18 protein-coding genes and 1 tRNA gene are annotated in these 23,894 nt (G+C 71.2%); 7 read left to right on the top strand and 12 right to left on the bottom strand.

The window, feature by feature from the left end:
* The first annotated feature begins 233 nt into the window (after positions 1 to 233).
* Positions 234 to 1,055 carry a TlpA family protein disulfide reductase gene (locus EDD34_RS06370; RefSeq protein WP_123813818.1) on the top strand — a complete coding sequence of 274 codons (822 nt, stop codon included), beginning with the start codon at positions 234 to 236 and terminating at the stop codon, positions 1,053 to 1,055.
* Between the two features lie 64 nt (positions 1,056 to 1,119).
* On the opposite strand, the gene EDD34_RS06365 is transcribed toward EDD34_RS06370, so the two are convergent.
* The 7 genes from EDD34_RS06365 to EDD34_RS06335 form a co-directional block, all read right to left on the bottom strand.
* Positions 1,120 to 1,192, bottom strand: a tRNA-Asn gene (locus tag EDD34_RS06365).
* 102 nt (positions 1,193 to 1,294) lie between these two features.
* Entirely contained in the window at positions 1,295 to 1,804 is a 510-nt protein-coding gene (locus EDD34_RS06360) for a hypothetical protein (RefSeq protein ID WP_246012217.1), read from the bottom strand.
* A gap of 10 nt (positions 1,805 to 1,814) precedes the next feature.
* Positions 1,815 to 3,005: an AI-2E family transporter gene (locus tag EDD34_RS06355; protein WP_123813817.1), complete on the bottom strand. Its 1,191-nt coding sequence runs from the start codon at positions 3,003 to 3,005 to the stop codon at positions 1,815 to 1,817.
* Positions 3,006 to 3,143: 138 nt separating this feature from the next.
* Complete coding sequence (locus EDD34_RS06350) at positions 3,144 to 4,442, bottom strand: deoxyguanosinetriphosphate triphosphohydrolase (protein ID WP_123813816.1); 1,299 nt, start codon at positions 4,440 to 4,442, stop codon at positions 3,144 to 3,146.
* A gap of 71 nt (positions 4,443 to 4,513) precedes the next feature.
* A complete protein-coding gene (locus EDD34_RS06345; RefSeq protein WP_211341507.1) occupies positions 4,514 to 6,913 on the bottom strand; it encodes a metallophosphoesterase in 2,400 nt (799 codons plus the stop codon).
* Positions 6,914 to 7,032: 119 nt separating this feature from the next.
* The gene (locus EDD34_RS06340; RefSeq protein ID WP_123813814.1) at positions 7,033 to 8,469 is read right to left on the bottom strand and encodes an MDR family MFS transporter; all 1,437 of its coding nucleotides are present in this window, start codon (positions 8,467 to 8,469) and stop codon (positions 7,033 to 7,035) included.
* Between the two features lie 147 nt (positions 8,470 to 8,616).
* Positions 8,617 to 9,966, bottom strand: a complete 1,350-nt coding sequence (locus EDD34_RS06335; protein WP_170176983.1) for an FAD-binding oxidoreductase — start codon at positions 9,964 to 9,966, stop codon at positions 8,617 to 8,619.
* 84 nt (positions 9,967 to 10,050) lie between these two features.
* Between EDD34_RS06335 and EDD34_RS06330 the strand changes: the two genes are divergently transcribed.
* On the top strand, positions 10,051 to 10,602 hold the full coding sequence (locus EDD34_RS06330; RefSeq protein WP_123813812.1) for a MarR family winged helix-turn-helix transcriptional regulator: 552 nt from the start codon (positions 10,051 to 10,053) through the stop codon (positions 10,600 to 10,602).
* Positions 10,603 to 10,681: 79 nt separating this feature from the next.
* Positions 10,682 to 11,758, top strand: a complete 1,077-nt coding sequence (locus tag EDD34_RS06325) for a lytic polysaccharide monooxygenase auxiliary activity family 9 protein (RefSeq protein ID WP_211341506.1) — start codon at positions 10,682 to 10,684, stop codon at positions 11,756 to 11,758.
* A gap of 87 nt (positions 11,759 to 11,845) precedes the next feature.
* On the opposite strand, the gene EDD34_RS06320 is transcribed toward EDD34_RS06325, so the two are convergent.
* Positions 11,846 to 13,750 (bottom strand): InlB B-repeat-containing protein, encoded by a 1,905-nt coding sequence (locus EDD34_RS06320; RefSeq protein WP_123813811.1) that lies wholly within the window; start codon positions 13,748 to 13,750, stop codon positions 11,846 to 11,848.
* Positions 13,751 to 14,186: 436 nt separating this feature from the next.
* Here EDD34_RS06320 and EDD34_RS06315 point away from each other — a divergent pair, with 436 nt between their 5' ends.
* Together EDD34_RS06315 and EDD34_RS06310 are read left to right on the top strand one after the other, a co-directional pair.
* Positions 14,187 to 14,795, top strand: coding sequence for a TetR/AcrR family transcriptional regulator (locus EDD34_RS06315; protein WP_123813810.1), 609 nt, complete (start codon positions 14,187 to 14,189; stop codon positions 14,793 to 14,795).
* Complete coding sequence (locus EDD34_RS06310) at positions 14,792 to 15,958, top strand: FAD-dependent monooxygenase (RefSeq protein ID WP_123813809.1); 1,167 nt, start codon at positions 14,792 to 14,794, stop codon at positions 15,956 to 15,958. The genes EDD34_RS06315 and EDD34_RS06310 overlap by 4 nt, the downstream gene beginning before the upstream one ends.
* 60 nt (positions 15,959 to 16,018) lie before the next feature.
* Here EDD34_RS06310 and EDD34_RS06305 read toward each other — a convergent pair whose 3' ends face one another.
* Positions 16,019 to 16,210 carry a DUF4236 domain-containing protein gene (locus EDD34_RS06305; protein ID WP_123813808.1) on the bottom strand — a complete coding sequence of 64 codons (192 nt, stop codon included), beginning with the start codon at positions 16,208 to 16,210 and terminating at the stop codon, positions 16,019 to 16,021.
* A 251-nt stretch (positions 16,211 to 16,461) separates the two neighbouring features.
* Here EDD34_RS06305 and dnaG point away from each other — a divergent pair, with 251 nt between their 5' ends.
* Positions 16,462 to 18,450 carry a DNA primase gene (gene dnaG, locus EDD34_RS06300; RefSeq protein WP_123813807.1) on the top strand — a complete coding sequence of 663 codons (1,989 nt, stop codon included), beginning with the start codon at positions 16,462 to 16,464 and terminating at the stop codon, positions 18,448 to 18,450.
* 146 nt (positions 18,451 to 18,596) lie between these two features.
* On the opposite strand, the gene EDD34_RS06295 is transcribed toward dnaG, so the two are convergent.
* The 3 genes from EDD34_RS06295 to EDD34_RS06285 form a co-directional block, all read right to left on the bottom strand.
* Positions 18,597 to 19,514 (bottom strand): sugar ABC transporter permease, encoded by a 918-nt coding sequence (locus EDD34_RS06295; protein ID WP_425462345.1) that lies wholly within the window; start codon positions 19,512 to 19,514, stop codon positions 18,597 to 18,599.
* A gap of 5 nt (positions 19,515 to 19,519) precedes the next feature.
* Positions 19,520 to 21,106 (bottom strand): ABC transporter permease subunit, encoded by a 1,587-nt coding sequence (locus tag EDD34_RS06290; RefSeq protein ID WP_123813806.1) that lies wholly within the window; start codon positions 21,104 to 21,106, stop codon positions 19,520 to 19,522.
* A 92-nt stretch (positions 21,107 to 21,198) separates the two neighbouring features.
* Positions 21,199 to 22,425: a sugar ABC transporter substrate-binding protein gene (locus EDD34_RS06285; protein WP_123813805.1), complete on the bottom strand. Its 1,227-nt coding sequence runs from the start codon at positions 22,423 to 22,425 to the stop codon at positions 21,199 to 21,201.
* A gap of 322 nt (positions 22,426 to 22,747) precedes the next feature.
* Between EDD34_RS06285 and EDD34_RS06280 the strand changes: the two genes are divergently transcribed.
* Positions 22,748 to 23,794: a LacI family DNA-binding transcriptional regulator gene (locus EDD34_RS06280; RefSeq protein ID WP_123813804.1), complete on the top strand. Its 1,047-nt coding sequence runs from the start codon at positions 22,748 to 22,750 to the stop codon at positions 23,792 to 23,794.
* Positions 23,795 to 23,894: the final 100 nt, after the last annotated feature.

The raw sequence follows: 23,894 nt of genomic DNA, 5'->3' as shown, positions 1-23,894 counted from the left end.
CTGACCCCGGCCTGCCCTCTCTCCCGCGCCCCGCCGGTCGCCTCTCCGCCCCTCTCCCCCGCGTTTCACCCCCTCCGCGCGTCCCGCCCCGGCCGTCTATCCGCCCCTTCCTGCCCCCCCGACCCGGTCCGGCCGCCCTCGGCCAGGCCGGACGGCGCCACCCCGAGGTGCCGTCGCGCTGCTCAACCACTTGACCGAACGGTCAAGTTGCCCGACAACTCTCTGGAGCACACATGGATCCACAGCTTGCCTCCCACCACGCCGGTTCGGAGTACCGCTTCGAGCGCTTCCGAACCCGGCTCCTGATCGACGACATGACGTTCGACCGCGACGCCCTCGGCCCCGGCAGCCGCCTGCCGGAGTTCGACCTGCCGCTCCTCGACGGAGGCCGGTTCACCTCCGGCGCACTCGGCGAACGTCCGGTACTCATGGTCTTCGGTTCACGGACCTGCCCGGTCACCGAGAGCTCCGTGCCCGTGCTCAAACGCCTCCACGCACGGTTCGGGAACCGGGTCCGCTTCGTGCTGGTCAACACTCGCGAGGCCCACCCGGGACAGACCATCGGCCAGCCGGCCACCGACGCGGAGAAGCACCTGCACGCGCAACGGCTCCGACTGCACCACGACATCCCGTTCGAGGTGGCGGTCGACGACATCGACGGCACCGTGCACCGGGCCTTCAGCCCCAAACCGAACTCCGCCTATCTCGTCGACACGACCGGAACCATCACGTTCCGCTTCCACTGGGCGAACGACGAACCGGCACTGCGCCGGGCCCTGGAACGGGCGGCGTCCGGGAACACCGTCCGCGGCCGCAGCGGAGCCATGGCAGGGCCGCTGCTCCGCGCCGTCGGCCACCTTCCGGGCATCGTCACCGCCGCCGGGAGCAGGACCGGTGACGACATCTGGCGTGCCGCTCCCCCGCTCGCCGTCCTCGGAGCGCTCTCGCGGCTCTTTCCCGGCCTGCCCGCCGACCGGCGAGGCCCCGCCGCGGCGGCGGCCGCCGCCCTCATGGTCGGCGCGGTCGCCGCCGGCCTGCTCGCCGTGCTGACCTGACGCCCCCGAGACGAAAGAACCGCAGGCCAGAGCCGAAAGGGCTCTGGCCTGCGGTTTTATGGGGCTCCCCCGACTGGACTTGAACCAGTGACCTGCCGATTAACAGTCGGACGCTCTGCCAGCTGAGCTACGGGGGATCGCGCCGCCTGTCCGGTGTCCGGCCCGGCGACCTGCAAAAGAGTAGCAGGTTCGGCGGGGTGGGCCCGAATCGAAATCCGGGACCGTCCGAGCGACGTCGATCACATCGGCAGGCCGACGGCGGACCGGGCGCGCGATTCCGCCGCGTCGACGGCCGCGGCGACCACCGGATCGCTGAGGTCGAGGTCCGCGCCGCCTACCACCTGCGAAAACATGTCCCCGTTGGCCCGGCGCCGCACGGCTACGCGCGCGGATCGCCCGTCCGGCAGGTTCACCGGCGCGGCATGCACCACCGACCACTGCACCCGTTCGCGCAAGGCCTGCGGGAAGGAGGCGCGCCCCTTCGGGGCGAGGCGCAGCACCAGCGGGGCGCCGCCGTCGACCCACTCGACCGTGATGGTGCCGGTCTCGGGATCCGCGGTCGCGCGGTCGACGTCGCACCACTCGCGATCGACGGTGACCTCGCCGCCGCCGCTCGTCACGATGAGCGTGGTCCGCGACGCGAACGCCCAGCCCCCGTCGTCGAGCTCGGTACGGGCCAGCGGCCGGTCGGTACCGTGCTCGCGCAGAGCGGTGCGAACGGCGTCGGGCAGGCGCATGAACATCTCCATGGGCGTCACGCTACTGCGCCGGAGCCGCCCGGTCCGCGGCCGTCGTCGGCGCGCCCGTGTCGTCGTCGGCCACCCCGTCCTCGACGGCACCGGGACGACGCCGCAGGCGGCTGAACACCGCCCACGACACCGCCGTGAGCGGGACGGCGATCACCGCGCCCAGCAGGCCGGCGAGCACCGTGCCGCACGTGATGGCCAGCGCCATCGCCACGGGGTGCAGGTTCACCTGCTTGCCGGTGATGAGGGGCTGCAGCACGTTGGCGTCGATCTGGGCGATGACGGTCATCCCCAGGGCGACGATGATCGCCGACGTCGGGTCGCCGGTGGCGAGCGTCACGACCGCGCTGATGATGATGGCCGCCACCGGGCCCACCATGGGCACGAACACCGCCAGGAACACGACCACCGTGAGCGGCAGCGCGAGAGGGTTGCCCACGAGGGTCAGGAAGATTCCGGCCATCGTCGCGTCGGTCAGGGCGACGAACGCGATGCCGCGCGTGTAGCCCGAGAAGGTGCGCCAGCCGGTCTGGCCCGCGATCTCCCAGCGGTCCTGGAGCCTCGCGGGAAGCTGCGCGACGAACCATCCCCAGATCGCGCCGCCGCCGGTGAGGAAGAAGACGGTGAGGAACATCGCCAGGACGACGACGGTGACGCCGGTCGCGGCAAGGTTCGCGCCCTGCAGGGCCTGGTCGATGACGGCCCCGCTGTTCTCCTCGAACCAGACGCCGCCGTCGAGGAGCCAGTCCTCGCTGGTCCCGACATCGAACGGCAGCGACGCGGCCAGGGAGTCGAGGCCGCTGGTGAGCTGGGCGACCAGGTCGTCGGAGCGCGCGGTGATCGTCGAGACGACGTACGTCGTCAGGCCGCCCACGACGGCCAGCAGCGTGAGCAGTGACGCGAACATCGCGAGGCCGCGCGGCAGGGCGCGGTCGTAGAGATTGCCCAGCGGCAGGAGGACGGCGGTGAGCACCAGCGCGAGATACACCGCCACGAAGACGATCTGCACGAGCCCGATGAGGTAGACCACCAGGCCGATCGCCGCGGCGATACCGATGAGCCGCCACGCGGCGTCGCCGGTGGTACGCAGCCAGCTTCGTTCGCGCCGGGCGGAGGCCGGCGCGGGTGCGGCGGCGGTCGCGGTGGCGTCCTCGGCCGTGTCCGAATCTTCCCCGGCGTTCCGTACCGGCGCTTGGGTGGCCATGACCGCTCCTGTCCTCGTCGTCTGCTCGGTTCGGCTGGGCCGTGCGGGTGGGCCGCCCGACGCAACGGAGGAAATGTATCGGTTTGCCAGTCTTCGTGACACCGCAGCTCGACGCCGCGCCTCATGACGGCACGCCGGTCAGGCGCCCGGCCGCACCAGGCGCGCGTGCAGCGCCAGCGCCGACAGGTCCGTCAGAGACGCCACCTGGTCGATCACCACGCGCAGGCGGGCGGTGTCGTCGGCGGCGTCCTTCCAGTCCGCGGCGAACAACGGCTCCAGCTCCTCCGGACGCTCGGTGAGCACGCGCACCAGGTCGGTGAGGATCTCGCGCTCGCGCTCGTAGCGGGGCTCCATGCCGCGAGGCGCCATCACGTAGGTCACGGCGATCCCCTTGAGCGCGAGGATCTCGAGCTCGGTCTCCTCGGGGACCATCAGCCGCGCCGCGTAGCGCGTGAGCGGGCCGTCGCCGTACTCGATCCGGGTCGCGTCGACCGCGGCGCCCACGAACCGGCCGATGAGCTGGCTCGTCATGTCCTTGAGCGACGCCAGCGACCGCCGGGAGCCGTCGTAGGCCCGCAGCAGGTATCCCTCGCCGCGCAGGTAGTCCTGGAGACGGCCGATCGCGGCGTCGATCGCGGCGGCCGAGTACCACGCGCCGTACCAGTTGCGCACGTGCTCGGCCACGCGCGCCCGCTCCTCGGCGTGCGCCATGAGGTCGAGGTCGATCCGGCCTGCCACCACGCCGTCCTCGACGTCGTGCACGGAGTAGGCGACGTCGTCGGCCAGGTCCATGACCTGGGCTTCCAGGCACTTGACGCCCACGGGGGCGCGCTCGCGCAGCCAGGTGAACACCGGAACGTCGTCCGCGTAGACGCCGAACTTGCCGCTCGGCCGCCCGTCGGGGCGCTCGGGTCCGGACCCGTAGGCCCACGGGTACTTTACGCTCGCGTCCAGCGACGCCCGCGTCAGGTTCAGCCCTGCGGGCCGCCCGTCCTCCGCGAAGACCTTCGGCTCCAGCCGGGTCAGCAGCCGCAGCGTCTGGGCGTTTCCCTCGAAGCCGCCGATCTGCCCGGCGAGCTCCGCGAGCGCCGTCTCGCCGTTGTGGCCGAAGGGCGGGTGGCCCAGGTCGTGGGTGAGGCACGCGGTGTCGACCACGTCGGGGTCGCAGCCGAGGCTGCGGCCGGTCTCGCGGCCCACCTGCGCGACTTCGAGGGAGTGCGTGAGGCGGGTGCGGACGAAGTCGTCGTGCCCGGCGCCGAGCACCTGGGTCTTGGCGCCGAGGCGGCGCAGGGCCGAGGAGTGCACGACACGGGCACGGTCGCGTTCGAAGGGTGTGCGGGCGATGGACTTGGGTGGTTCCGTGACCCACCGCTCGGCGTCGGCCGGTGTGTACGACGCCGGAGCGGCGGGCACGGATGTCTCGTTCACGCCCACCAGGCTAGTCCTGGTGGCGGACAGTTCCGGGGGACGTCCGGCGGACCGCGCGGGCGGACCGCGGGTGCGGCGTGTCAGCCACGGTGGCCCCGGTCGCGCCCGACCTCGAAGGCCACCTCGGCAGCCGCCGACTCGCGGTCGCCGAGTGCCTGCGTGGCGCGGAGTGTGTACTCGCCCTTGTGGAGGTGGGGGCGGAAGCGGGCGGACCAGGTGCCGTCGTCGTCCACCACCGCGGTGATCTCACGGTCGCGGTGGTGCCAGGGCCCGTGGCCCTGGCCCGGGCGGCCCCGGAAGCCCTGGCGGTCGCCCGCGGTGGGCTCGATCGTGACGTTCACGGTGGCGCCCGGGATGCCGGTGCCCGTCACCTCGCGCAGGTGCCGGACGCGGTCGCCGTCGGACAGGTCGAGCGTGAGACCGTCCAGGTCGGCGCGGCCCGTGAGCCATTCCTCGGGACCGGTCGGGTGGTCGATGACGCGGGTCTCGCCGACGCAGCCGTGCCAGCCGTTGGTGGCGTGGTCGTCGACCCAGTCGGTGCCGATGAGCCACGGCATGTCCTGCTCGATGCTGTGCCCGAGGGTGTCGGTGGCGTTGCGCAGGACGGGGGCGCCGTCGACGTACATCGTGGTGGTGCTGTCGGCCGGGTCGTTCACGAGCGCGACGTGCACCCAGCGGTCCAGGATGATCTCGCCGGACCAGGCGGTGCGGTCGCCCTTGGTGGTCTCGACGGGGACCTCGGTCCACTGGAACTCCTTGAGGTTGGAGAGTCCGAGTGCGGCGGGTGAGGCGGTGTAGTCCCACCGCGACCAGGGCATGCCGGGCAGGCGGGAGCGGTTGCCGGACCGGACGAGGGCCTTCATCCAGGCGTTGGTGTCCTCGGTGAACCCGCCGTCGATCTTGAGGAACGTCTCGATCGTGTAGCCGTTCGCGAGGTCGACGTCGTTCACGGGGGCGTCGGCGTCCGTGGCGAGGTAGCTGAGGCGCTGCGCGGTCTTGTCGGAGTCGGCGAAGCAGACGGCCGCGCCGTCGGAGGACAGCGGGTGGACTCCGTCGTGGGTCACGGTGACGTCCTCGACCCGCGCCGTCGGCGATCCGGACTCGGCGAGGCCGACGCGGTGCATGTCGTTGTCGCCGGCGACGTCGGGGACGACGGCGTGCTCGGGCAGGACACCGTCCAGGCCGCCGAAGCGCCAGTGGGCGAGGGTGCCGTCCACGCGCGGGTAGTCGCCGGTGGAGGCGGGCGGCTGGGTCGTCACTGGGTCGGGGCCGGTGAACCCGTCGAGCAGCAGGTCACGAGCGCGCTGCGTGAGGGAGGGCTCGTCGGGCGTGCCGGGGCCGAACTTCGGCGCGAAGCCGCCGAACCGGTCGGCGAAGTCGATGTCGATCGTGAACTGCTGGTTCGGGCCCTCGAGGAACGGCTGGTCGTAGGCGGTGAGTGAGGCCTGCGGCTTCCAGGTGACCCACGGGGAGGCGGTCTGCATGGAGATGCGGTCGTTGGTCAGGTCGAACTCGAGCAGGCCGAGGTAGCCGTTCCCGCCGTCGTACGCCATCTGGTAGTCGACGAGGATCTGCGTGACCTCGTGCCCGGCGTCGTTCACGCGGGTCTGGCGGGCGGCGCCGTGGAAGTGGCCGTTGAACGTGAGGAAGATCTGGTCGTTCGGGGCGATCAGCTCGTCCCACAGCTTGAGGCCGTACTCGGTGTCCTTGGCCGTGGTGCCGTCGGTGTCGACGTTGATCAGGGAGTGGGTCGTGAGGATGACGGGCAGCGTGGGGTGGCTGTCGATGACCTCGTTCGCCCAGGCGATGGTGGTGTCCGACGCACGCCACGTCATGGCGAGCACGAGGAACTGCTGCCCTTCGGCCTCGAACACGTGGTACTCGCTGAGCCCGGTCGGGTCGCTGCCGCCGTAGGTCTCGTTGCGGACCGCGCGCTCGGGGCCGAACCAGTCGAGATACGGCTCGGCGTCGAGGTCGTAGTCCTCGTCGGTGAGACGGTCGTCGGAGTTCCGCACGTCGTGGTTGCCGGGCAGGATCGAGTACGGCAGGGACGCCGCCTCGAGGGTGCTCATCGCGGTGTCCGCGACCCGCCACTCGTTCTCGACGCCGGCGCGGTCGACGACGTCACCCAGGTGAGTCGTGAACGGGATGCGCAGCTCGTCCTGGACGTCGGCGAGCCACTCGGTCTGCACCTGGAACGGGTCCGACCCGTAGCGGGGCACGAACTGGTCCCCGGAGTAGCGCGAGTAGAACTGCGTGTCCGGGAGGACGGCGAGGGTGAAGCGGGAGGCGGTGTCCGCCGCGGTCTCGGCCGCGGTAGCGCTGACAGCGGTGTCGCCGACGGCGGGGGCGACGTCCGCGGCCGCGGGGCCGGCCTGCGTGACCGCCAGCGGGGCGACGAGGCCGAGCAGGGTGAGAGCGGCACCCGCGACGCGAGCCGTCCGGCTCGTGCGCGCGGGCGCGGTGGGTGTGGGATGCACGGGTGGTCCAATCTCCGCAGTGGTGCGGCCCGGTCGACGGGCCCGTCCCAGACTGGGCCCGCTCCCTGAACCGGTCTCTGCCGGACGATGAACTCACGAAGAACGCCGAGAGGTGGCGCCTACACCCCGGCCGGTGCCGGCCGGTCCTTCGGCATCAGGGCCACCGCCACGAACATGAGCGCCGCGCACGCCGTCGTCGCGATGAACACCAGATGCATCGCGTCCGCGAGGCCGGGACCCTCCGGTGTCCCGTCCGCGCCCACCTGGGCGTGCGCGTTGACGATGGCGCCGAACACCGCGACGCCCACGGCGGAACCGATCGACCGGGAGAACATGTTGATGCCGGTGACCGCGCCGCGCTCGTGCCACGGCGCGCTGGTCTGGGCCGCGATGAGGGTGGGCACGGCGGTCAGGCCCATACCCGCGCCGATGAAGAACGTGGTGGCGGCCACCTGCCAGACGGCGGAGTCCTCGCCGAGGAGGAACACCGCGAACAAGGACCCCGCGGTCACCAGTGACGAGCCGATCAGGCCCGTGGCCCGGAACCCGATGCGGAGGTAGAAGCTGCCGGACCAGGTCGCCGTCAGCGGCCAGCCCAGCATCATCGCGGCAAGGGCGAACCCGGCGACCAGCGGGCCGACGCCGAGCACACCCTGCGCGTAGATCGGGATGTAGGTGGACAGCCCGAGCACGATCACGCCCACCATCAGCGCGGCACCCGTGGACGAACCGATCACGCGACGGCGCAGCACCCGCAGGTCGAACACGGGGTGGGCGCTCCGCAGCGCCCACCAGGCGAAACCGCCCAGCGCGAGGACGGCCAGGGCGACCAGGCCCGCCGTCAGCGCCACCGGTAGGGAGGCACCTTCCAGCAGGGCGAGCAGCAGCGCGGTGCTCCCGGCGGTGAGCAGCGCCGCGCCGACGTAGTCGATCGGCTCACGCCGGCCCTCCCGCGCGGACTCGTGGAAGCTGCGCCACAGCATCACGGCGGCGAGGAGGGACAGCGGCACGTTGATCCAGAAGATCCAGCGCCACGAGGCGAACTGGGAGAACACGCCGCCCAAGGTCGGTCCCACCACGGACGACATCGCCCAGACGCTCGCCAGGTAACCCTGGGTCTTCGCGCGCTCGGCGAGGGTGTAGACGTCGGAGACGATCGTCATCGACATCGGCATGACGGCGCCCGCGCCGAGCCCCTGCACGACCCGTCCGATGATGAGCCATGTCATGGACGGGGCGAGCCCGCACAGCACCGATCCGAGCAGGAACAGCCCGATGCCGGCGAGCATCACGCGCTTGCGGCCGAGCACGTCGGCGAGCCGCCCGTACACGGGAACGCTCACGGCCTGCGCCAGCATGTAGACGGAGAAGACCCACGGCAGGCGCTCGAAGTCCCCGAGCTCGCGGGCGATCGTCTGGGCCGCGGTCGCCAGGATCGTGGCGTCCAGCGCGACGAGCGCGGCCGCGAGCATCAGGGATCCGAGGATCGGGCCGCGCTCCGAGCGCAGACCGACGCTGCGGCGGGTGACGGGCTGGGCTGGTGCGGCGGAGGTCATGCGGCGGCCTCCGCGCCGCCGGCGGTCAGAATGTGCACTCCTGATACAAGGTTGCCCAGGGCACGTTCTATTCCCGCCCGCCATCGGCCTGTGCACGTACCGCGCGGCGGACAGGGGCGGCCGGGCGTGGCGACACGGCCGGGCAGGTCAGGCGGGTGAGCCGAGCGTGCCGTACTTCGCCCGGACCGCGCGCAGCCGTTCTCCGGTGGCCCCGGGATAGGCACGCGCGAGCTGCTCGGGGCCGGTGCCGGGCAGGAAGTTCACGTAGGCGGGGCCTCGGTCCGCCGCGATCCGGGCGGCGGAGGCCGACACCCAGGACCGCACCTCGGCCTCCTTGGCCGGATCGGGCGTCAGCCCCGCGACCGTGGCCATCACGGCGCGGTCGCGGTGGGCGAACGCGGTCTCACCGGCACCGACCCGCGCGATCGCGCCGCCCATGACCCGCAGGTTGAACACGGCGGCGCCTGCCGGTGCGGCGCGGACGGCGTCGATCATCGCGACGGCCGTGTCCACGTCCGGGACGCCGGTGAAACCCGTCTCGACAGCGGCGTGCATGCCCGCCGTCTCGGGGCCGCCGCCCTCGAACATCGCGGGGTACGGCTTGGGCTCGACAAGGTCGACGAGCGGGGCGTGCGCCCGCAGCGGGGCCAGCACGTCGTCGGCCGCCTCGGGCGCACCCGACCAGCAGACCAGCGCCATGACCAGGGGCTGGCCGTGGACCTCGGCGGGCAGGAACGGCGCGGGCGGCGCGAGCATCACGTTGACCATGCCGGACAGTTCGTCCGGCGCCTGGGCGATCGCCGTGACGACGTCCCCGACGACTTCCGGATCGGGCCGCCAGGCGATGAACCCGCCGACGACGTCCGCGGCCTCCGTGAGCCGCAGGTCGAGCCGGGTGACGACGCCGGTCCCGGCGCTCCCGCCGCGAAGTGCCCAGAACAGGTCCGGCTCCACGTCCGGGCCGGTCTCGACGACCTCGCCGTCCGCCAGGACCACCTCGGCGCCGAGCAGGTTGTCGAGCGTCAGCCCGTCGCGACGGCTGAGGAACCCGACCCCTCCGCCGAGCGTGAGCCCCGCGATCCCCACCGAGCCGGTGTCGCCGAACCCGGTGGCCAGACCGTGCTCCCCGGCGGCGGTGGTGTAGGCCCCGGCGGACGCGCCGCCCTGGGCATGCCCGGTCCGGGCCTCGGGGTCGATGCGGATCTCGTCCATGAGCCGCAGGTCGAGGACGACGCCGCCGTCGAGCAGTGAGCTGCGGGCGTAGGAATGACCTCCGGAGCGGACGGTCAGTGGCAGACCGGCGGCACGGGCCGCGCGGACGACGCCGGAGACCTCGCCGGTGGTGCGCGGCCGTGTCAGCACCGCCGGCACACGCGGTTCACCGTCGAACACGGTCGCCGCGAGCGTGCCGAGATCGGGTGAGGCGGGAGTGAGCAGGCGATCACCGAGCGTCTCGGCGAGCGCGGCGAAGGCGGGGTGGAGCGGGGAGACGGACACGAGACCCTCCAGGGCTGGGACACTCGATCAAACATTAGATCTCGAAGGATTAGATGGCAAGGGTTTTGTCGCTAGGCTCGGCGTATGAGCGACACCCCCGCCGACCACCCCTCCGCCGGGGAAGGAACAGGCCCCGCGAGCGCGCCCAGCGGCCGGGTACCGGTCGCCGTCGCCCTGTGGAAGACCGCGCAGCCGCTGATCCGCGGGTTCGACGCGCTGCTCCTCGAGAACGGCGCCTCCTGGCAGGTGTGGCACATCCTGCTCGCGCTGAGCACGAACCCGCCGCGCACGCAGCGCGAGCTGGCCGGCGCGGTCGGCATCCGCGAGGCCACCCTCACCCACCACCTGCGCGCCATGGAGGACAACGGGCTGATCACCCGCACCCGCGCGCCCGGCAACCGCCGCGTGCAGCAGGTCCAGGTCACCGACGCCGGCGCCCGCCTCTTCTCCCGGCTCCGAGACGCGGCCGTCACGTTCGACCAGCGGCTGCGCACGGTGATCGGCTCGGAGGACGACATCGCGCGGTTTCTCGACGTCCTCGGCCGGCTGGCCGCGGCCGCGCCGGAGGGCGGCCGCGACATCCTCCCGGAGGACTGGCCGCACGAGCCCGAACCCCCTGCCGCCGCGGCACGCTAAACGGTTCAGCGCCTACCGTGCCCGCGACCGCCGTCGGACCCTGAGGCGACAACTCGTACCGACGAAGGAGTGGAGACGAGTGACGGCGACAACGAAGACAGTCACACGGGTGCGTGCGGTGGTCATGGCCGCGGTACTCGCATTGTTCGGGGCACTGCTGGTGGTGGTGGCCGATCCGGCACCGCCGGCGGCGAACGCGCACGGCACACCGCTGTTCCCCGAGTCCCGGACCTACGCGTGCTACCGCGACGGCATCGACAACGGCGAGGGTGGCGGGCTGAACCCGCAGAACCCGAAGTGCGCCGCGGCGCTGGAGCAGTACGGCAACTACGCGTTCTACAACTGGTTCGGGAACCTCATCTCCGACGCCGGGGACCGGCACCGGGAGATCGTCCCGGACGGGAACCTCTGCGGTCCGGGCCCGGACTTCGCGGGCATGCGTCCCGGCGGCACGGACTGGCCGACGACGCAGGTCAGCGCCGGGCAGAACGTCACGTTCCGCTACTCGGCGTGGGCCGCCCATCCCGGCAAGTTCATGCAGTACGTCACCCGGGACGGCTGGGACCCGAGCCAGCCGCTGAAGTGGTCCGACCTGGAGCCGGAGCCGTTCGACGTGGCGTACGACCCGCCGACGCAGAGCGGTCCGGAGGGCGGCGAGTACTACTGGAACGCGACCCTGCCGAACAAGCAGGGGCGCCACATCATCTACTCGGTCTGGGAGCGCTCGGACAGCCCGGAGGCGTTCTACAGCTGCTCCGACGTGGTGTTCGGCGAGGGCGACGGAGAGCCCAGCCCGACCCCCACGCCGACTCCCACCCCCACCCCCACGCCGACTCCGACGCCGGAGCCGGGCGCCTGCGAGGTCACGATCACCTCCGTGAACTCCTGGGGCGGCGGCTACCAGGGTGCGGTCGAGCTGACCACCGACGACGCCGTGAACGGATGGGACCTGGAGATCTCCTTCCCCGGCGGCGACCAGGTCACGCAGTCGTGGAGCAGTGAGTACTCGCAGACGGGCGACACCGTGACGTTCTCCAACGCCGGGTGGAACGGCTCGATCCCCGCGGGCGGCAGCACGACCTTCGGATACATCGCGGACGGCGAGCCCTCGGCGTCGGCCGCGAACCTCAACGGGACGCCCTGCTCGCTCGGCTGACGGACCGGGACACACACGACCGCGGGGTGAGGCGGGGGCGCCAACTACCATGACGCCTCCGCCTCACCCCGCGGCGGGACTACTCGCTCAGCGCACGTCGGTCAGACGGCGACGGGCGAGGATCAGCATCGCGCCGGCGAGGGCCAGCACACCCGCGGCGCCGGACAGCATGCCGGGCTCCACGGGACCGGTCGCGGCCAGACGGTCCGGGTGCTTCGGCTCGACCGGCTTGTCGCAGTCGATCTTGTCGAAGTACACCCAGTAGACGGCCTCGGTGTCGGAGACCTGCTTCCAGCCTTCCGGAAGCTCGCCCCAGATGTAGCCCTCGGTGAGCGTCGCGGTGACCATGACCTTCTGGCCGGGCTCGTACGGACCCTCCGGGTCCGCCATGTACACGAGAGCCCCGTCCTCCGGCAGCTTCAGCTTCGGCTCGGTCGCCTCACCATGCACGCACTTGGCCTGCTTCACCATCGGGTACTCGGGCACGACGGCCTGGTCGCAGTCGATGTCGTCGAGCATGACCCAGTAGACGGCCTCGGTGTCGGAGACCTGCTCCCAACCCTCCGGAAGCTCACCCCAGATGTAGCCCTCGTTCAGCGTCGCGGTGACCATGACCTCCTGGCCGGGCTCGTACGGACCCTCCGGGTCCGCCATGTACGCCAGGCCGTTGTCCTCCGGCAGCATCACCGTCGGCTCGGTCGCCCAACCATCCACGCACTCCGACTGTGTCACCACCGGGTACTCGGGCACGATGACCTGGTCGCAGTCGATGTCGTCGAGCATGACCCAGTAGACGGCCTCGGTGTCGGAGACCTGCTCCCAACCCTCCGGAAGCTCACCCCAGATGTAGCCCTCGTTCAGCGTCGCGGTGACCATGACCTCCTGGCCGGGCTCGTACGGACCCTCCGGGTCCGCCATGTACGCCAGGCCGTTGTCCTCCGGGAGAACGATGGTGGGCTCGGTCGCCTCACCGTCCACGCACTCCGCCTGCGTCACCATCGGGTACTCCGGAACCACGACCTGGTCGCAGTCGATGTCCTCGAGGATCACCACGTACTCGGCCTCGGTGTCGGAAACCTGCATCCAGCCTTCGGGCAACTCACCCCACGTGTAGCCCTGCGTCAGCGTCGCGGTCACCACGACTTCCTGACCCGGCTCGTACGGACCCTCCGGATCCGCCGTGTACAGCAAAGCCCCGTCCTCCGGGAGAACGATGGTGGGCTCGGTCGCCTCACCGTCCACACATTCCGACTGCGTCACCTCCGGATACTCCGGTACCACGGTCACAAGGACGGCATTCGCGAACAGCGGCACGGTCTGCATGCCCCCGCCTGTCGAGCCGCAGTCACCTTCACCCGCGTCCTGGCAGACCTGGATCCCCAGATTGGAGGCGTGCAGGTTGCCGTTGACATCACCGGGCGGGTTCCCGCACGTCAGGGTGGCGTGGTACTCGACGACGATGGTCTCCCCCGCCTCGACGTCATCGACCGTGGAGACGAGGACGAGCTCGCCGTCGGACCACGTGCCGGAGGCGAACGTCCCGCTGATGGTCTCCTCGCTGTCCGACGACCACGACGAGTCGTCCGTGGCGAGGAACGCCTCGACCTCGGTGATGCCGACCTGGTCGTTGTTCCCGAACCGGGTCTCGAACTCGGTGCTCAGCGTGACGGTGGACTCGCCGTCGGGTGCGTCGTCGTCGACCGGCACCACCTGGAAGTAGACGATGGTGTCGCCGCACTCGAAGATGCGCGTGCCGGACGTCAGCTGGGTCACCACGTCCGACGTGTCCGCGCCCGACGGGTCGGCGGTCGTGTAGGTGTCGGGGTTGGCCGCCCGGAAGATCGGCTGGTCGATGTCTCCGGCCGCGGGCCCGGGGCCCACTGTGTCATCGGCGGCCGCGGGCACGGCTCCCAGCCCGCCGACCAGCAACGCTGCCCCGGCCAGGACCGCGGCGTGGCGGCCCGACCTCCGGACGTGTCGCATGAGTTTCATTTTTCGCTCCTCCCAGCACTCCGAGAGTGTTGGTGTTCATGTGTGGAATGGAATCTCTCGAGCGACAAGGATGCAATGGGTGAAAAACCCGGACAGAGCCTTGCCATTGGCACGTTAACAGCGGATTGCCGCGGGCGCAGGTTGGCCATTGACCCCCCTGAGGCCCGCAAACTCGGGCCTCCCGAGGTCCAGGAATATGTCGAGGTCAGCATTCATTACCGGGCCTTAATCCGATTCTCCCGAGCACCCGAACAAGCGTCCAGAAAGATGTGGACGCATTGATAAATGCCGGGTCACGGCACCGCGGATCACCACCTCTTTCCGCCCCGCTGCGCCACACGGCGGGGCGTTGCGCGAGGTTGCGCTCCCTTGCCATCCACCCCCGAGCGCGCTACTGTTTGGGCAGTTGCCCAAGTCGATCGCCCAAGGAGTAGGCATGAACGCACCCACGAGCGCCGATCGGGGGCGAGCGGTCCGCGCCCGGCTCCTGGCGTCGGCGCGGGAACTCGTCAGCGAGATCGGATGGAACGCGGTCAGCACGCGGAACCTCGCCGAACGGGCCGGAGTGCGCGCGGGCCTGGTGCACTACCACTTCGAGTCCCTGCAGGCCCTGCTCCGCCAGGCGGCGATCGAGGGAATGCGGGCCACGCTGGACGAGTCAGCGGTGTGGCTGACCCGGGCGGACACCCCGGCCGACGGCGTCGAAGCGCTCCTGGCCGGCCTCGACCGGTACGCGGCGGACGACGCCGCGTCCCTGCTCTTCGTCGAGGCGTACCTCGCCGCGACCAGGGACTCCCTGCTGCGGTCGCAGCTTGCCGACCTCATGCTCGGTTTCCGCCGCGACCTCGTCGCCGCACTGGAGGGCGCCGGTCACCCCTCGGCCGAGGCGACGGCGGTGGTCCTCCTGGCCACGTTCGACGGATTCATGCTGCACAAGGGCCTGGACCCGGACCTCTCCGCCGCGACGATCGCGCCCGTGCTGCGGCGGCTCGCCGGGGTCGGCGTCGGCCCGGACCAGGCCACGACAGAAGGAGGACGAGGATGAAGGCCATCGTCTGCGGGGCCGGTATCGCCGGCCTGACCGCGGCCGGCAGGCTCCACCACCACGGGTGGGAGGTGCTCGTGGTCGACTCGGCGCCGGGACCGCGCGAGCAGGGCTACATGATCGACTTCTTCGGCCCGGGCTTCCAGGCCGTCACGGCCATCGGCCTGCTGCCGCGGCTGCGAGCGGCCGCCAGCCCGGTCGACGAGTTCCGGTACATCGACGCCCGCGGCCGCACCACGGTCGGCGTCGGCTACTCCCGCTTCACCAAGGCACTCGACGGCGGGATCGTCAGCATCATGCGCCCCGCGCTCGAGCAGCTCCTGCGTGAGGCCCTGCCCGACGCCGTCGGCCTGCGGTACGGCACCACGATCGAGCGGATCGACGACGACGCCGTCCACCTGTCCGACGGCACGGTCACGACGGCCGACCTCGTGGTCGGGGCCGACGGCATCCACTCGGGCGTCCGGTCACTCGTGTTCGGGCCCGAGCGGGAGTACCTGCGCCCCCTCGGCATGCACACCGGCGCCTTCGTCTTCCCGGATCCCGTGATGTACCAGCAGGTGCGCCGGCAGTTCGTGCTCACCGAGTCGCTGAACCGCCAGATGGGCTTCTACGGGATCGGGGAGGACCAGGTCGCCGTCTTCGCGGTGCACCGGACGCCGGACCCGGATCTTCCCGCCGACCCACGCGAGACACTGCGACGTGACTACGCCGGCCTGGGCGACCTGGCCGACCGCGCCCTGGCACACTGCCCGCCGCCCGGCGAGGTCTACTACGACGTGGTCGCGCAGATCGACGCACCCCGCTGGCACTCGGGGCGCGTGGTGCTGGTCGGTGACGCCGCCCACGCGGTGTCCCTGGTCGCCGGGCAGGGTGCCTCGCTGGGCGTGGCCGGCGCGTACGTGCTGGCCGAACGGCTGGCCCGAGCGAGCACGGTGGCCGAAGGGCTGGCGGAGTACGAGCGTCTCTGGCGGCCGATGGCCGGCGGGGTCCAGGCGAACGCCAGGGATCGGGCGGCCGACTGGTTCGTCCCGGCGACGACGGGGAAACTCCTCCTGCGCCGCTGGGGCTTCCGCGCGATGCGGCTGCCGGGACTCGACAAGATCCTGGTGGGTCCACTGTTCCCGAAGGATCATCGGACCGTCGCGGACCTGGTCGGATAAAGCCGGCGCCTGCCGTTCGCCGGCGCGCCGGGTAGGGTCACGGCGCGCCGGCAGCGGAGGTCACTTCGAGTTGCTGTACCAGCTCAAACCGCCCGGCAGGTTGAGCGAGTGCTTCTTCGTGCGCGAGTTCCACGTCCAGAAGCCGAGCTTGATGCTCATCGACGACAGGCCCTTCTGGGTGATGTTGAACTTCAGCGGCCCCAGCGACAGCCGCTTGCGGTACCGGAGGTTGCCTCCGCCGAGCTTGACCATTCTCTCCCTCTCCAGCAAAGAATCGCGGACCAGGACGTCCGCGACCGAACTCTGGGCAAAGAGTATCGAACACGTGTAGTCCGACAAATCCAAGTTTGGCGAGCGAGCGCGGCCGTCGCGCCGTCGTCGCACCCGCCGCTCGCCGCGTATGCCCCCGCCGGGCGCCGGGCGGACCGGCAGCCGCGGCAGCCCACGGCCGTGCCCCTGTGGACGGCGCCCGGCGCTCCCCCACCCCGCATAGACTCGCCTGCGTGGCGGGGATCATCAGGCGCGAGGACGTGGACGAGGTACGCGAGCGCGCGCGTATCGAAGAGGTGATCTCTGCCCACGTCACCCTCAAGCCCGCCGGCGTGGGATCGCTCAAGGGCCTGTGCCCCTTCCACGACGAGCGCTCCCCCAGCTTCAACGTGCGCCCCAGCGTCGGGCGGTACCACTGCTTCGGCTGCGGCGAGGGCGGAGACGTCTTCACCTTCCTCATGAAGATGGACGGCATGGGCTTCGCCGACGCGGTGGAGCACCTGGCCGGCAAGGTCGGCGTCCAGCTGCGCTACGAGGACGGCGGACCGGCCCGTCCCCGCGAGGAGCCCGGAAAACGGCAGCGCCTGCTCGACGCACACCGCGTCGCGCAGGAGTTCTACGCCGAGCAGCTCATGGCGCCCGGCGCCGCGCCCGCCCGGCGTCTCCTCGCGGAACGCAGCTTCGAGCGAGCGGACGCCGAACACTTCGGCGTCGGTTTCGCGCCCCAGGGATGGGACAACCTGACCCGCCACCTGCAGGGACGCGGCTTCACGAGGGACGAGCTGATCGCCGGCGGCCTGGTCAGCCAAGGACAGCGCGGCGTGTACGACCGCTTCCGCGGCCGCGTCGTCTGGCCCATCCGCGACGTCACCGGCGCCGTCATCGGCTTCGGCGCCCGCAAACTGTTCGACGACGACAACGGCCCCAAGTACCTCAACACCCCCGAGACACCGCTGTACAAGAAATCCCAGGTGCTCTACGGGATCGACCTGGCCAAGCGGGAGATCGCCCAGCACAAGCAGGTGGTCGTCGTCGAGGGGTACACCGACGTCATGGCAGCGCACCTGTCGGGGGTGACGACGGCGGTCGCCACGTGCGGGACGGCGTTCGGCGCCGAGCACGCGCGCGTCATCCGGCGCCTCATGGGCGACACGGCCGCCGGCGGCGGCATGCAGCTGCGCTCCGGAGCGACCCTCGGCGGCAAGGTCATCTTCACGTTCGACGGCGACGAGGCCGGCCAGAAGGCCGCGATGCGCGCCTTCGGCGAGGACCAGCGCTTCTACGCGCAGACCTTCGTCGCCGTGGCCGACGACGGCATGGACCCCTGCGACCTGCGCGTCGCCAACGGCCCCGAGGCCGTCAAGGCCCTCGTGGAGAAGCCCACACCACTGTTCCAGTTCGTCATCGAGACCGACCTGAAGGGATTCGACCTCGACACCGCCGAAGGACGGGTCGGCGCGCTCCGCCAGGCCGCACCCCGGGTCGCCGGGATGCGGGACACGGCCCTGCGTCCCGAGTACGCGCGCATGCTCGCGGGCTGGCTCGGCATGGACGAACGCACCGTCGCACAGGAAGTGAAGCGGGCGGCGAGCACACCGTCGCAGCAGGCGACGCCGGGCCGGCGCGGTGAGACGGCGGGGCGCGGCCACGGAGACAACGGCCGCGGCGCCCCCGGAGGCCGCGGCGTCGACGGCGGGACGGGCAGGCCGGGAGCGGCCGGTGCGCCGACGTCGGGCATTCCCGCCCCCGACCCGCGCGACCCGGTGGCGCGCGCCGAACACCTGGCGCTCGCCGTCGTGCTGCAGTATCCGCAGCACGTCCCGGAGTCGTTCGACGAACTGGGGCCGGACGCCTTCCTGACGCCCGCCTGGCGGACGGTCCACGAGTCCGTCGTCGCGGCGGGTGGCGCGGTGACCGGAAAGGCGGTGGGCCCGGCCGCGTGGATCGACGAGGTGCTGGATCGCGCCCCGGAGACGGTCGCGCCCATCGTCACGGAACTTGCCGTGGTGGACCTACCCGAGGACCGGGAAGCCGCCGTGCCGGGGTTCGTCGAGGGCGTGATCCGCCGCCTGGTCGACATGGGCCTCAACCGCCGCATCGCCCACGCCCGCAGCCGCCTGCAGCGCCTGGACCCGGCCGCCGACTTCGAGGCGTACCAGGCGGCCTTCGCCGAACTCACCAAGATCGAGGGAGAACGCCGCGCCCTGCGCGAGATGGCTTAGGACTCCGGCCGTGCGAGCTGCACTCGCAACGACCGATCGCGCCGCTGGTCGGTCGTGGAATGACCGACCAGCGGCCGGGCGCCCAGTGTCGGGCGCCGGAGATCTCAGGCACCGGGACAGGGACCTCGGAGCGCGGCGGGCCGTGCTCAGCCCTTGACGGATCCCGAGGTGAGGCCGCCGACGATGTACTTCTGGAGGAAGAGGAACAGCACCACCACCGGAACCGCCGCCAGCACCGCGCCCGCGGAGAACAGCCCCCAGGGGGCGTTGCGCTCGTCGGATGCCCACTGGTAGAGGCCCACCGCGAGCGTGAGGCGGTCGGGGCTCTGCAGCACGGTCTTGGCGATGATGAACTCGCCGAACGTCCCGATGAAGCTGAGCAGCCCCACCACGGCGAGGATCGGTGACACGAGGCGCAGGATGATGGTCCAGAAGATCTGGGCGTGACCGGCCCCGTCGATCTTCGCGGCCTCGTCGATCTCGCGCGGCACCGTGTTGAAGAAGCCGTACATGAGGAACGTGTTCACCCCCAGCGCGCCACCCAGGTACACCGCGATGAGGGCGAGGGTCGAGTTGGTGCCCAGCACCGGGATCACGTCCCCGATGGTGAGCAGCACCAGGAAGACCGCCACGACCGCCAGCATCTGCGGGAACATCTGCACCAGCAGCAGGGTCGTCAGGGCGGCGCGGCGTCCCGAGAAGCGGAAGCGGCTGAAGGCGTAGGCCGCCGCCCCGCCCATGAGGACGGTCCCGATCGCGGTCGTGGTGGCGATGACGAACGAGTTGACGAACCACTGCCAGTAGCGCGACTCGAACAGCTCGGCGTAGTTGTTCCAGCCCACCTCGCTGAACAGCCGGTTGGACCCGGTGAACGTCCCCGACGGGTTGAGCGACGCGGAGATCACGTAAAGCAGCGGAACCACGCAGATCACGACCATCACGATCCCGACCAGGTGCCGCCAGCCCACCTCGGTCCACCAGCGCGCGCCGCGCGGGCCGGCGTCGTGCCGGATCCGGTACCGGTCCGCGAGGGGCGCGTCCTCCCGGGACGCGGTCTTGGTCACGACGCTCACAGTTCCTCCAGGGTCCGGGTGCGGCGGAAGCCGAGCCAGGAGATGACGCCGACAATCACGAAGATCAGCAGCGACACCGCGCTGGCGAGTCCGTACTGCTTGACGCCCGAGTCGAACGCCACGGAGTACACCATCGAGATGAGGATGTCCGTGTGCCCCACGAGCACCGGCGCGCCCTCGAAGTGCGGCCCACCTCCGGTGAGCATGTAGATCAGCGCGAAGTTGTTGAAGTTGAACGCGAACGCCGAGATCAGCAGCGGCGCCGTGGACACCATGAGCAGCGGCAGCACGATCGACCGGATCGCCCGCCACCGGCTCGCGCCGTCCACGCGCGCGGACTCGAGGACGTCGCCCGGGATCGACTGCAGCGCACCCGTGGTGACCAGGAACATGTACGGGAAGCCCAGCCAGAGGTTCACGGCCAGGACCGAGACCTTCGCGAGCCACGGGTCCGTGAGCCACGGGATCTCCGCCCCGCCCAGCAGCACCTCGTTGACCCAGCCGAACTTCTCGTTGAGCATCCCCCGCCACACGAGCGTCGCGAGGAACGCGGGGAAGGCGTACGGGAGGATCAGCAGCGACCGGTAGACCTTGCGCCCCTTCACGCGCGGGTCGTTGAACACCATCGCCAGGAACAGACCCAGCGCGAAGGTGGTGACCACCGACAGCCCGGCGAACACGAAGGTCCACACCAGCACCTGGAAGAACGGGCCGGCCAGCCGGTCCTCGGTGAAGATGGCGGTGAAGTTCTCGAAGCCCACGCCGACCCGCCAGCCGGGAGTGAGTGCCTCGCCGTCGGCGGACACGAAGGAACCGTGGTCGTCCGGCGTGTAGGTGACGCCCGTGTTCGCGTTCGTGAAGGTGTCGGTGGCGTCGTCGTACACGAGCACCGGCGCGGCGACGAAGCCGAGCGAGCCGTCCTGGGTACGCAGGCCGCCGTCGGCCGGGTCGCCGGAGAACGGCACGCGCAGCTCGGTGATCTCGGCCGAGCGCGACACGAGCTCGGCGAACTCGAGCGTGGTCCAGCCGTCGACGGCGGTCACGCGGGCGCCGTCGTCGGACCCGGTCGCGGGCTCCAGCGGCGTGTCCGCGTCACCGACGACGACCTCGCCGTCGCGCAGGACCGCGAACCCGAGCTCGCCGTCCTGCTCCACCACCGTGAGCGGGAAGGTCTCGGACCCCTCCACACGCCGCTCGTTCTGCGCGGAGATGGCGGCGACGGCGTCCGCCTTGGTGGAGTTGTGGCCGTCGCCGTAGTTGGTGAACGCCACGTACGCCGTGTACAGCATGACGAACAGCTGGAACGCCAGCAGCAGCACCAGGCCGGGGTACAGGTACTTCGCCGGGAGCATCCGGCGGGAGAAGTACACCCAGTCCGCGGCGGCCACGGCGAGCGCCAGGAACACCGCCACGCCCCAGGAACCCACCATGACGGCGGTCCAGACCCCGTACAGGCCCAGGGCGTTCACCGCCGCCATGAGCACGATCTTCACGTACCAGCCGGGCCCCGTGCGGCGGGCGTGGGAGTCGCTCCCTCGTGTGCCGCGCGTGCCGGCCGGGCCTCCGAGCGAAACCTCGGTCATCGTCGCCTCTCCGTCGCATCCGCGGTGGCGTTCGCCCCGGCCGTCGGGTGGCCGGGGCGAGCGCTACCGCTCACGTTGTGGGTTCCGCCGCGTCAGCCGTCGATGGCGCCCTGGATGTTCTCGACCATCGTGTTCCAGGACGTGGCGGGGTCCTTGGCCTTGCCCTGGATGAGCTCGACCTCGGTCACGCCCCAGTACTGCCACACGGAGCCCATCTCGGGGATGGACGGCATCGGGGAGGTGCCGGCGGCCTCGGAGAACTGCTGCATGATGACGTCGTCGACCTGGCCGGCCGCCTCGGTCGAGGCGGGGGCACGCCCGCCGGCCTCGGCGAGGCGCAGCTGCACGTCGGCCGAGCCGAGGTAGTTGGTCACGAAGTCGTTGGCGACCAGGGCGTTCTCGGTCTTGGAGCTGATGAACGCGCCCTGCACGCCGACGAACGGCTCGGCGGGCTCGCCGCCGGCGCTCGGGACGGGAAGCACGGAGATGTTCATGTCGGCCGCCGTGAACTCGGCGGCGTACCAGGGGCCTGTGACCATGTACGGGGTCTTGCCGTCGAGGAAGAGCTGCTTGGCCTTCTCGCCGTCGATCGCCGGGTCGAGGACGCCCTGGTCGCCGAGCTCGCCGAGGTACTCGGCGAACGCGTCGCCGGCGTCGCCGCCGAGGGCGAGCTCGGGGCTGTAGGAGCCGTCCGCGTTCTGCGCGAAGACGGGGGCGCCGAACGAGGTCTGCAGCGGGTAGAGGTGGTACGCGTCGCCCTCGTCGCCCTGCTGGATGACGACGGGGTAGTCGGCACCGGTGTCGTCGTTCTGCGCGACGAGCTCGTCGAAGGTCGCCGGGGTGTCGGAGACCAGGTCGTCGTTGCGGACCAGGGCGATGTTCTCGACCGCGTAGGGCACGCCGTAGACGGCGCCGTCGTAGGTGTACGCGGCGACCGACACGTCGGAGAAGCTCGCTGCCTTGTCGCCGAGCTCGATGGGCTGGACCACGCCGTTGGTGACGAACTCGCCGGTCCAGTCGTGGGCGCCGACCACGACGTCCGGCCCCTTGCCGGTCGGGACCTGCTGCACGAACTCCTCGCGGATGTCGCCCGACGCCTTCTGCACGACCTCCATCTCGATGCCGCGCTCGTCCGAGTAGTCCTCGGCGAGCTCGGTGAAGATGTCGATCCGGGTCTCGTCGACCCACACCGTCAGGCTGCCCTCGAGCTCGGGGGCCGCGGCCGATTCCTCGGCTGCCGGCTCCTCGCCGCCCGAGCACGCGGCCAGCGCCAGCGTTGCCGCGACGGCGGTGGCCGCCGTCAGGATGCTCCGTCGCATCGGTACTCCCATAGGTTCACGGTCACGACCGGCGTGGTCGCGGACCTGGTTCTTGTTCCGACGGCGTGGTGCCCGGCGCGTTCGCGCCGGCTCCCGGCCTCCGTGAGGCGGGTCGCCGTCGGTCCGACGGAGCTGACCGTAGATGCGTTGCAACGCATTGTGCAAGTTCTTGCGATAAAGTTTCAGCATCGGTGTGCGGACGCGCCGGTCATCACTCGTGGCGCGCCCGCGCCTCTGCCGGACGGCGTCCCGTGACGCCCTCGGACCAGTTCGACGACGAAACGGCGACACGATGCGGACCACGAGTACGACGACACGTGCGATGTCACCTAGGCTGCCTCTCGTGCGCACCCGACTCTCCGACCTCGCGGCCCAGGCCGGCGTGTCCACGGCGACGGTGTCCCGCGTGCTGAACGGAAAGCCGGGTGTCGCCGGTGAGACCCGCCAGGCAGTCCTGACCGCGCTCGACGTGCTCGGCTACGAGCGCCCGGCGGCTCTGCGCGCACGCCCCGCCGGGCTGGTCGGCCTCGTGGTGCCGGAGCTGTCGAACCCCGTGTTCCCCGCGTTCGCGCAGGCCATCGAGTCGCAGCTCACCGAGCACGGCTACACGCCACTGTTGTGCACCCAGTCCCCCGGCGGCACCACCGAGGACGAGTACGTCGAGACGCTCATCGACCACGCCGTGGACGGCATCGTGTTCGCGTCGGGCAAGCACGCCGACATGCGCGCGTCGCGGGAGCGGTACCAGCGGCTGCGTGGCCGCGGAATGCCGATCGTCCTCGTCAACGGCTACGCGGAGGGCATCGACGCTCCGTTCGTCTCTCCTGATGACGCGGCCAGCATCGAGCTGTCGGTGCGGCACCTGGTCTCGCTGGGGCACCGCAGGATCGGGCTCGCGATCGGGCCGGACCGGTTCGTCCCCGCGCGGCGCAAGATCGACGCGTTCTGCGCCGAGCTGGTCGCCCACGGGCTGGCCGGCAGCGCCGAGGAGGTCAAGGAGCAGCACGTCGTCGGCACCCTGTACACGCTGGAGGGCGGGCAGGCGGCCGCGAGCGAGCTCATCGCCGCAGGCCACACCGGGATCGTGACGGGCTCGGACCTCATGGCGCTCGGCGCGATCCGCGCCGCCAGGCAGCGCGGCCTGTCCGTGCCCGGCGACGTGTCCGTGGTCGGGTACGACGACTCGCCCCTCGTGGCGTTCACCGACCCGCCGCTGACCACCGTGCGCCAGCCCGTCACCGACATGGCCCGCGCGGCGGTCTCCGCCCTGCTCACCGAGATCCACGGGGAGCGCGCACCGCGCACGGAGCTGCTCTTCACGCCCGAGCTCGTGGTGCGCGGGTCGACGGGCGCCGCGCCCGTCGCGTGAGCCGGTCCCCCGGTCCCGTCCCCACGCCGGAGCCGCGTTCCGTCGCGTAGGTCACTGCCGGGCCGCGGCAATGGGCTGTACTCTCCCTGCAACGTGCTGC

This window comes from Myceligenerans xiligouense, assembly GCF_003814695.1.
In the GTDB taxonomy this organism is placed as follows: domain Bacteria; phylum Actinomycetota; class Actinomycetes; order Actinomycetales; family Cellulomonadaceae; genus Myceligenerans; species Myceligenerans xiligouense.
This window is presented reverse-complemented; position numbering and strand designations above follow the sequence as displayed.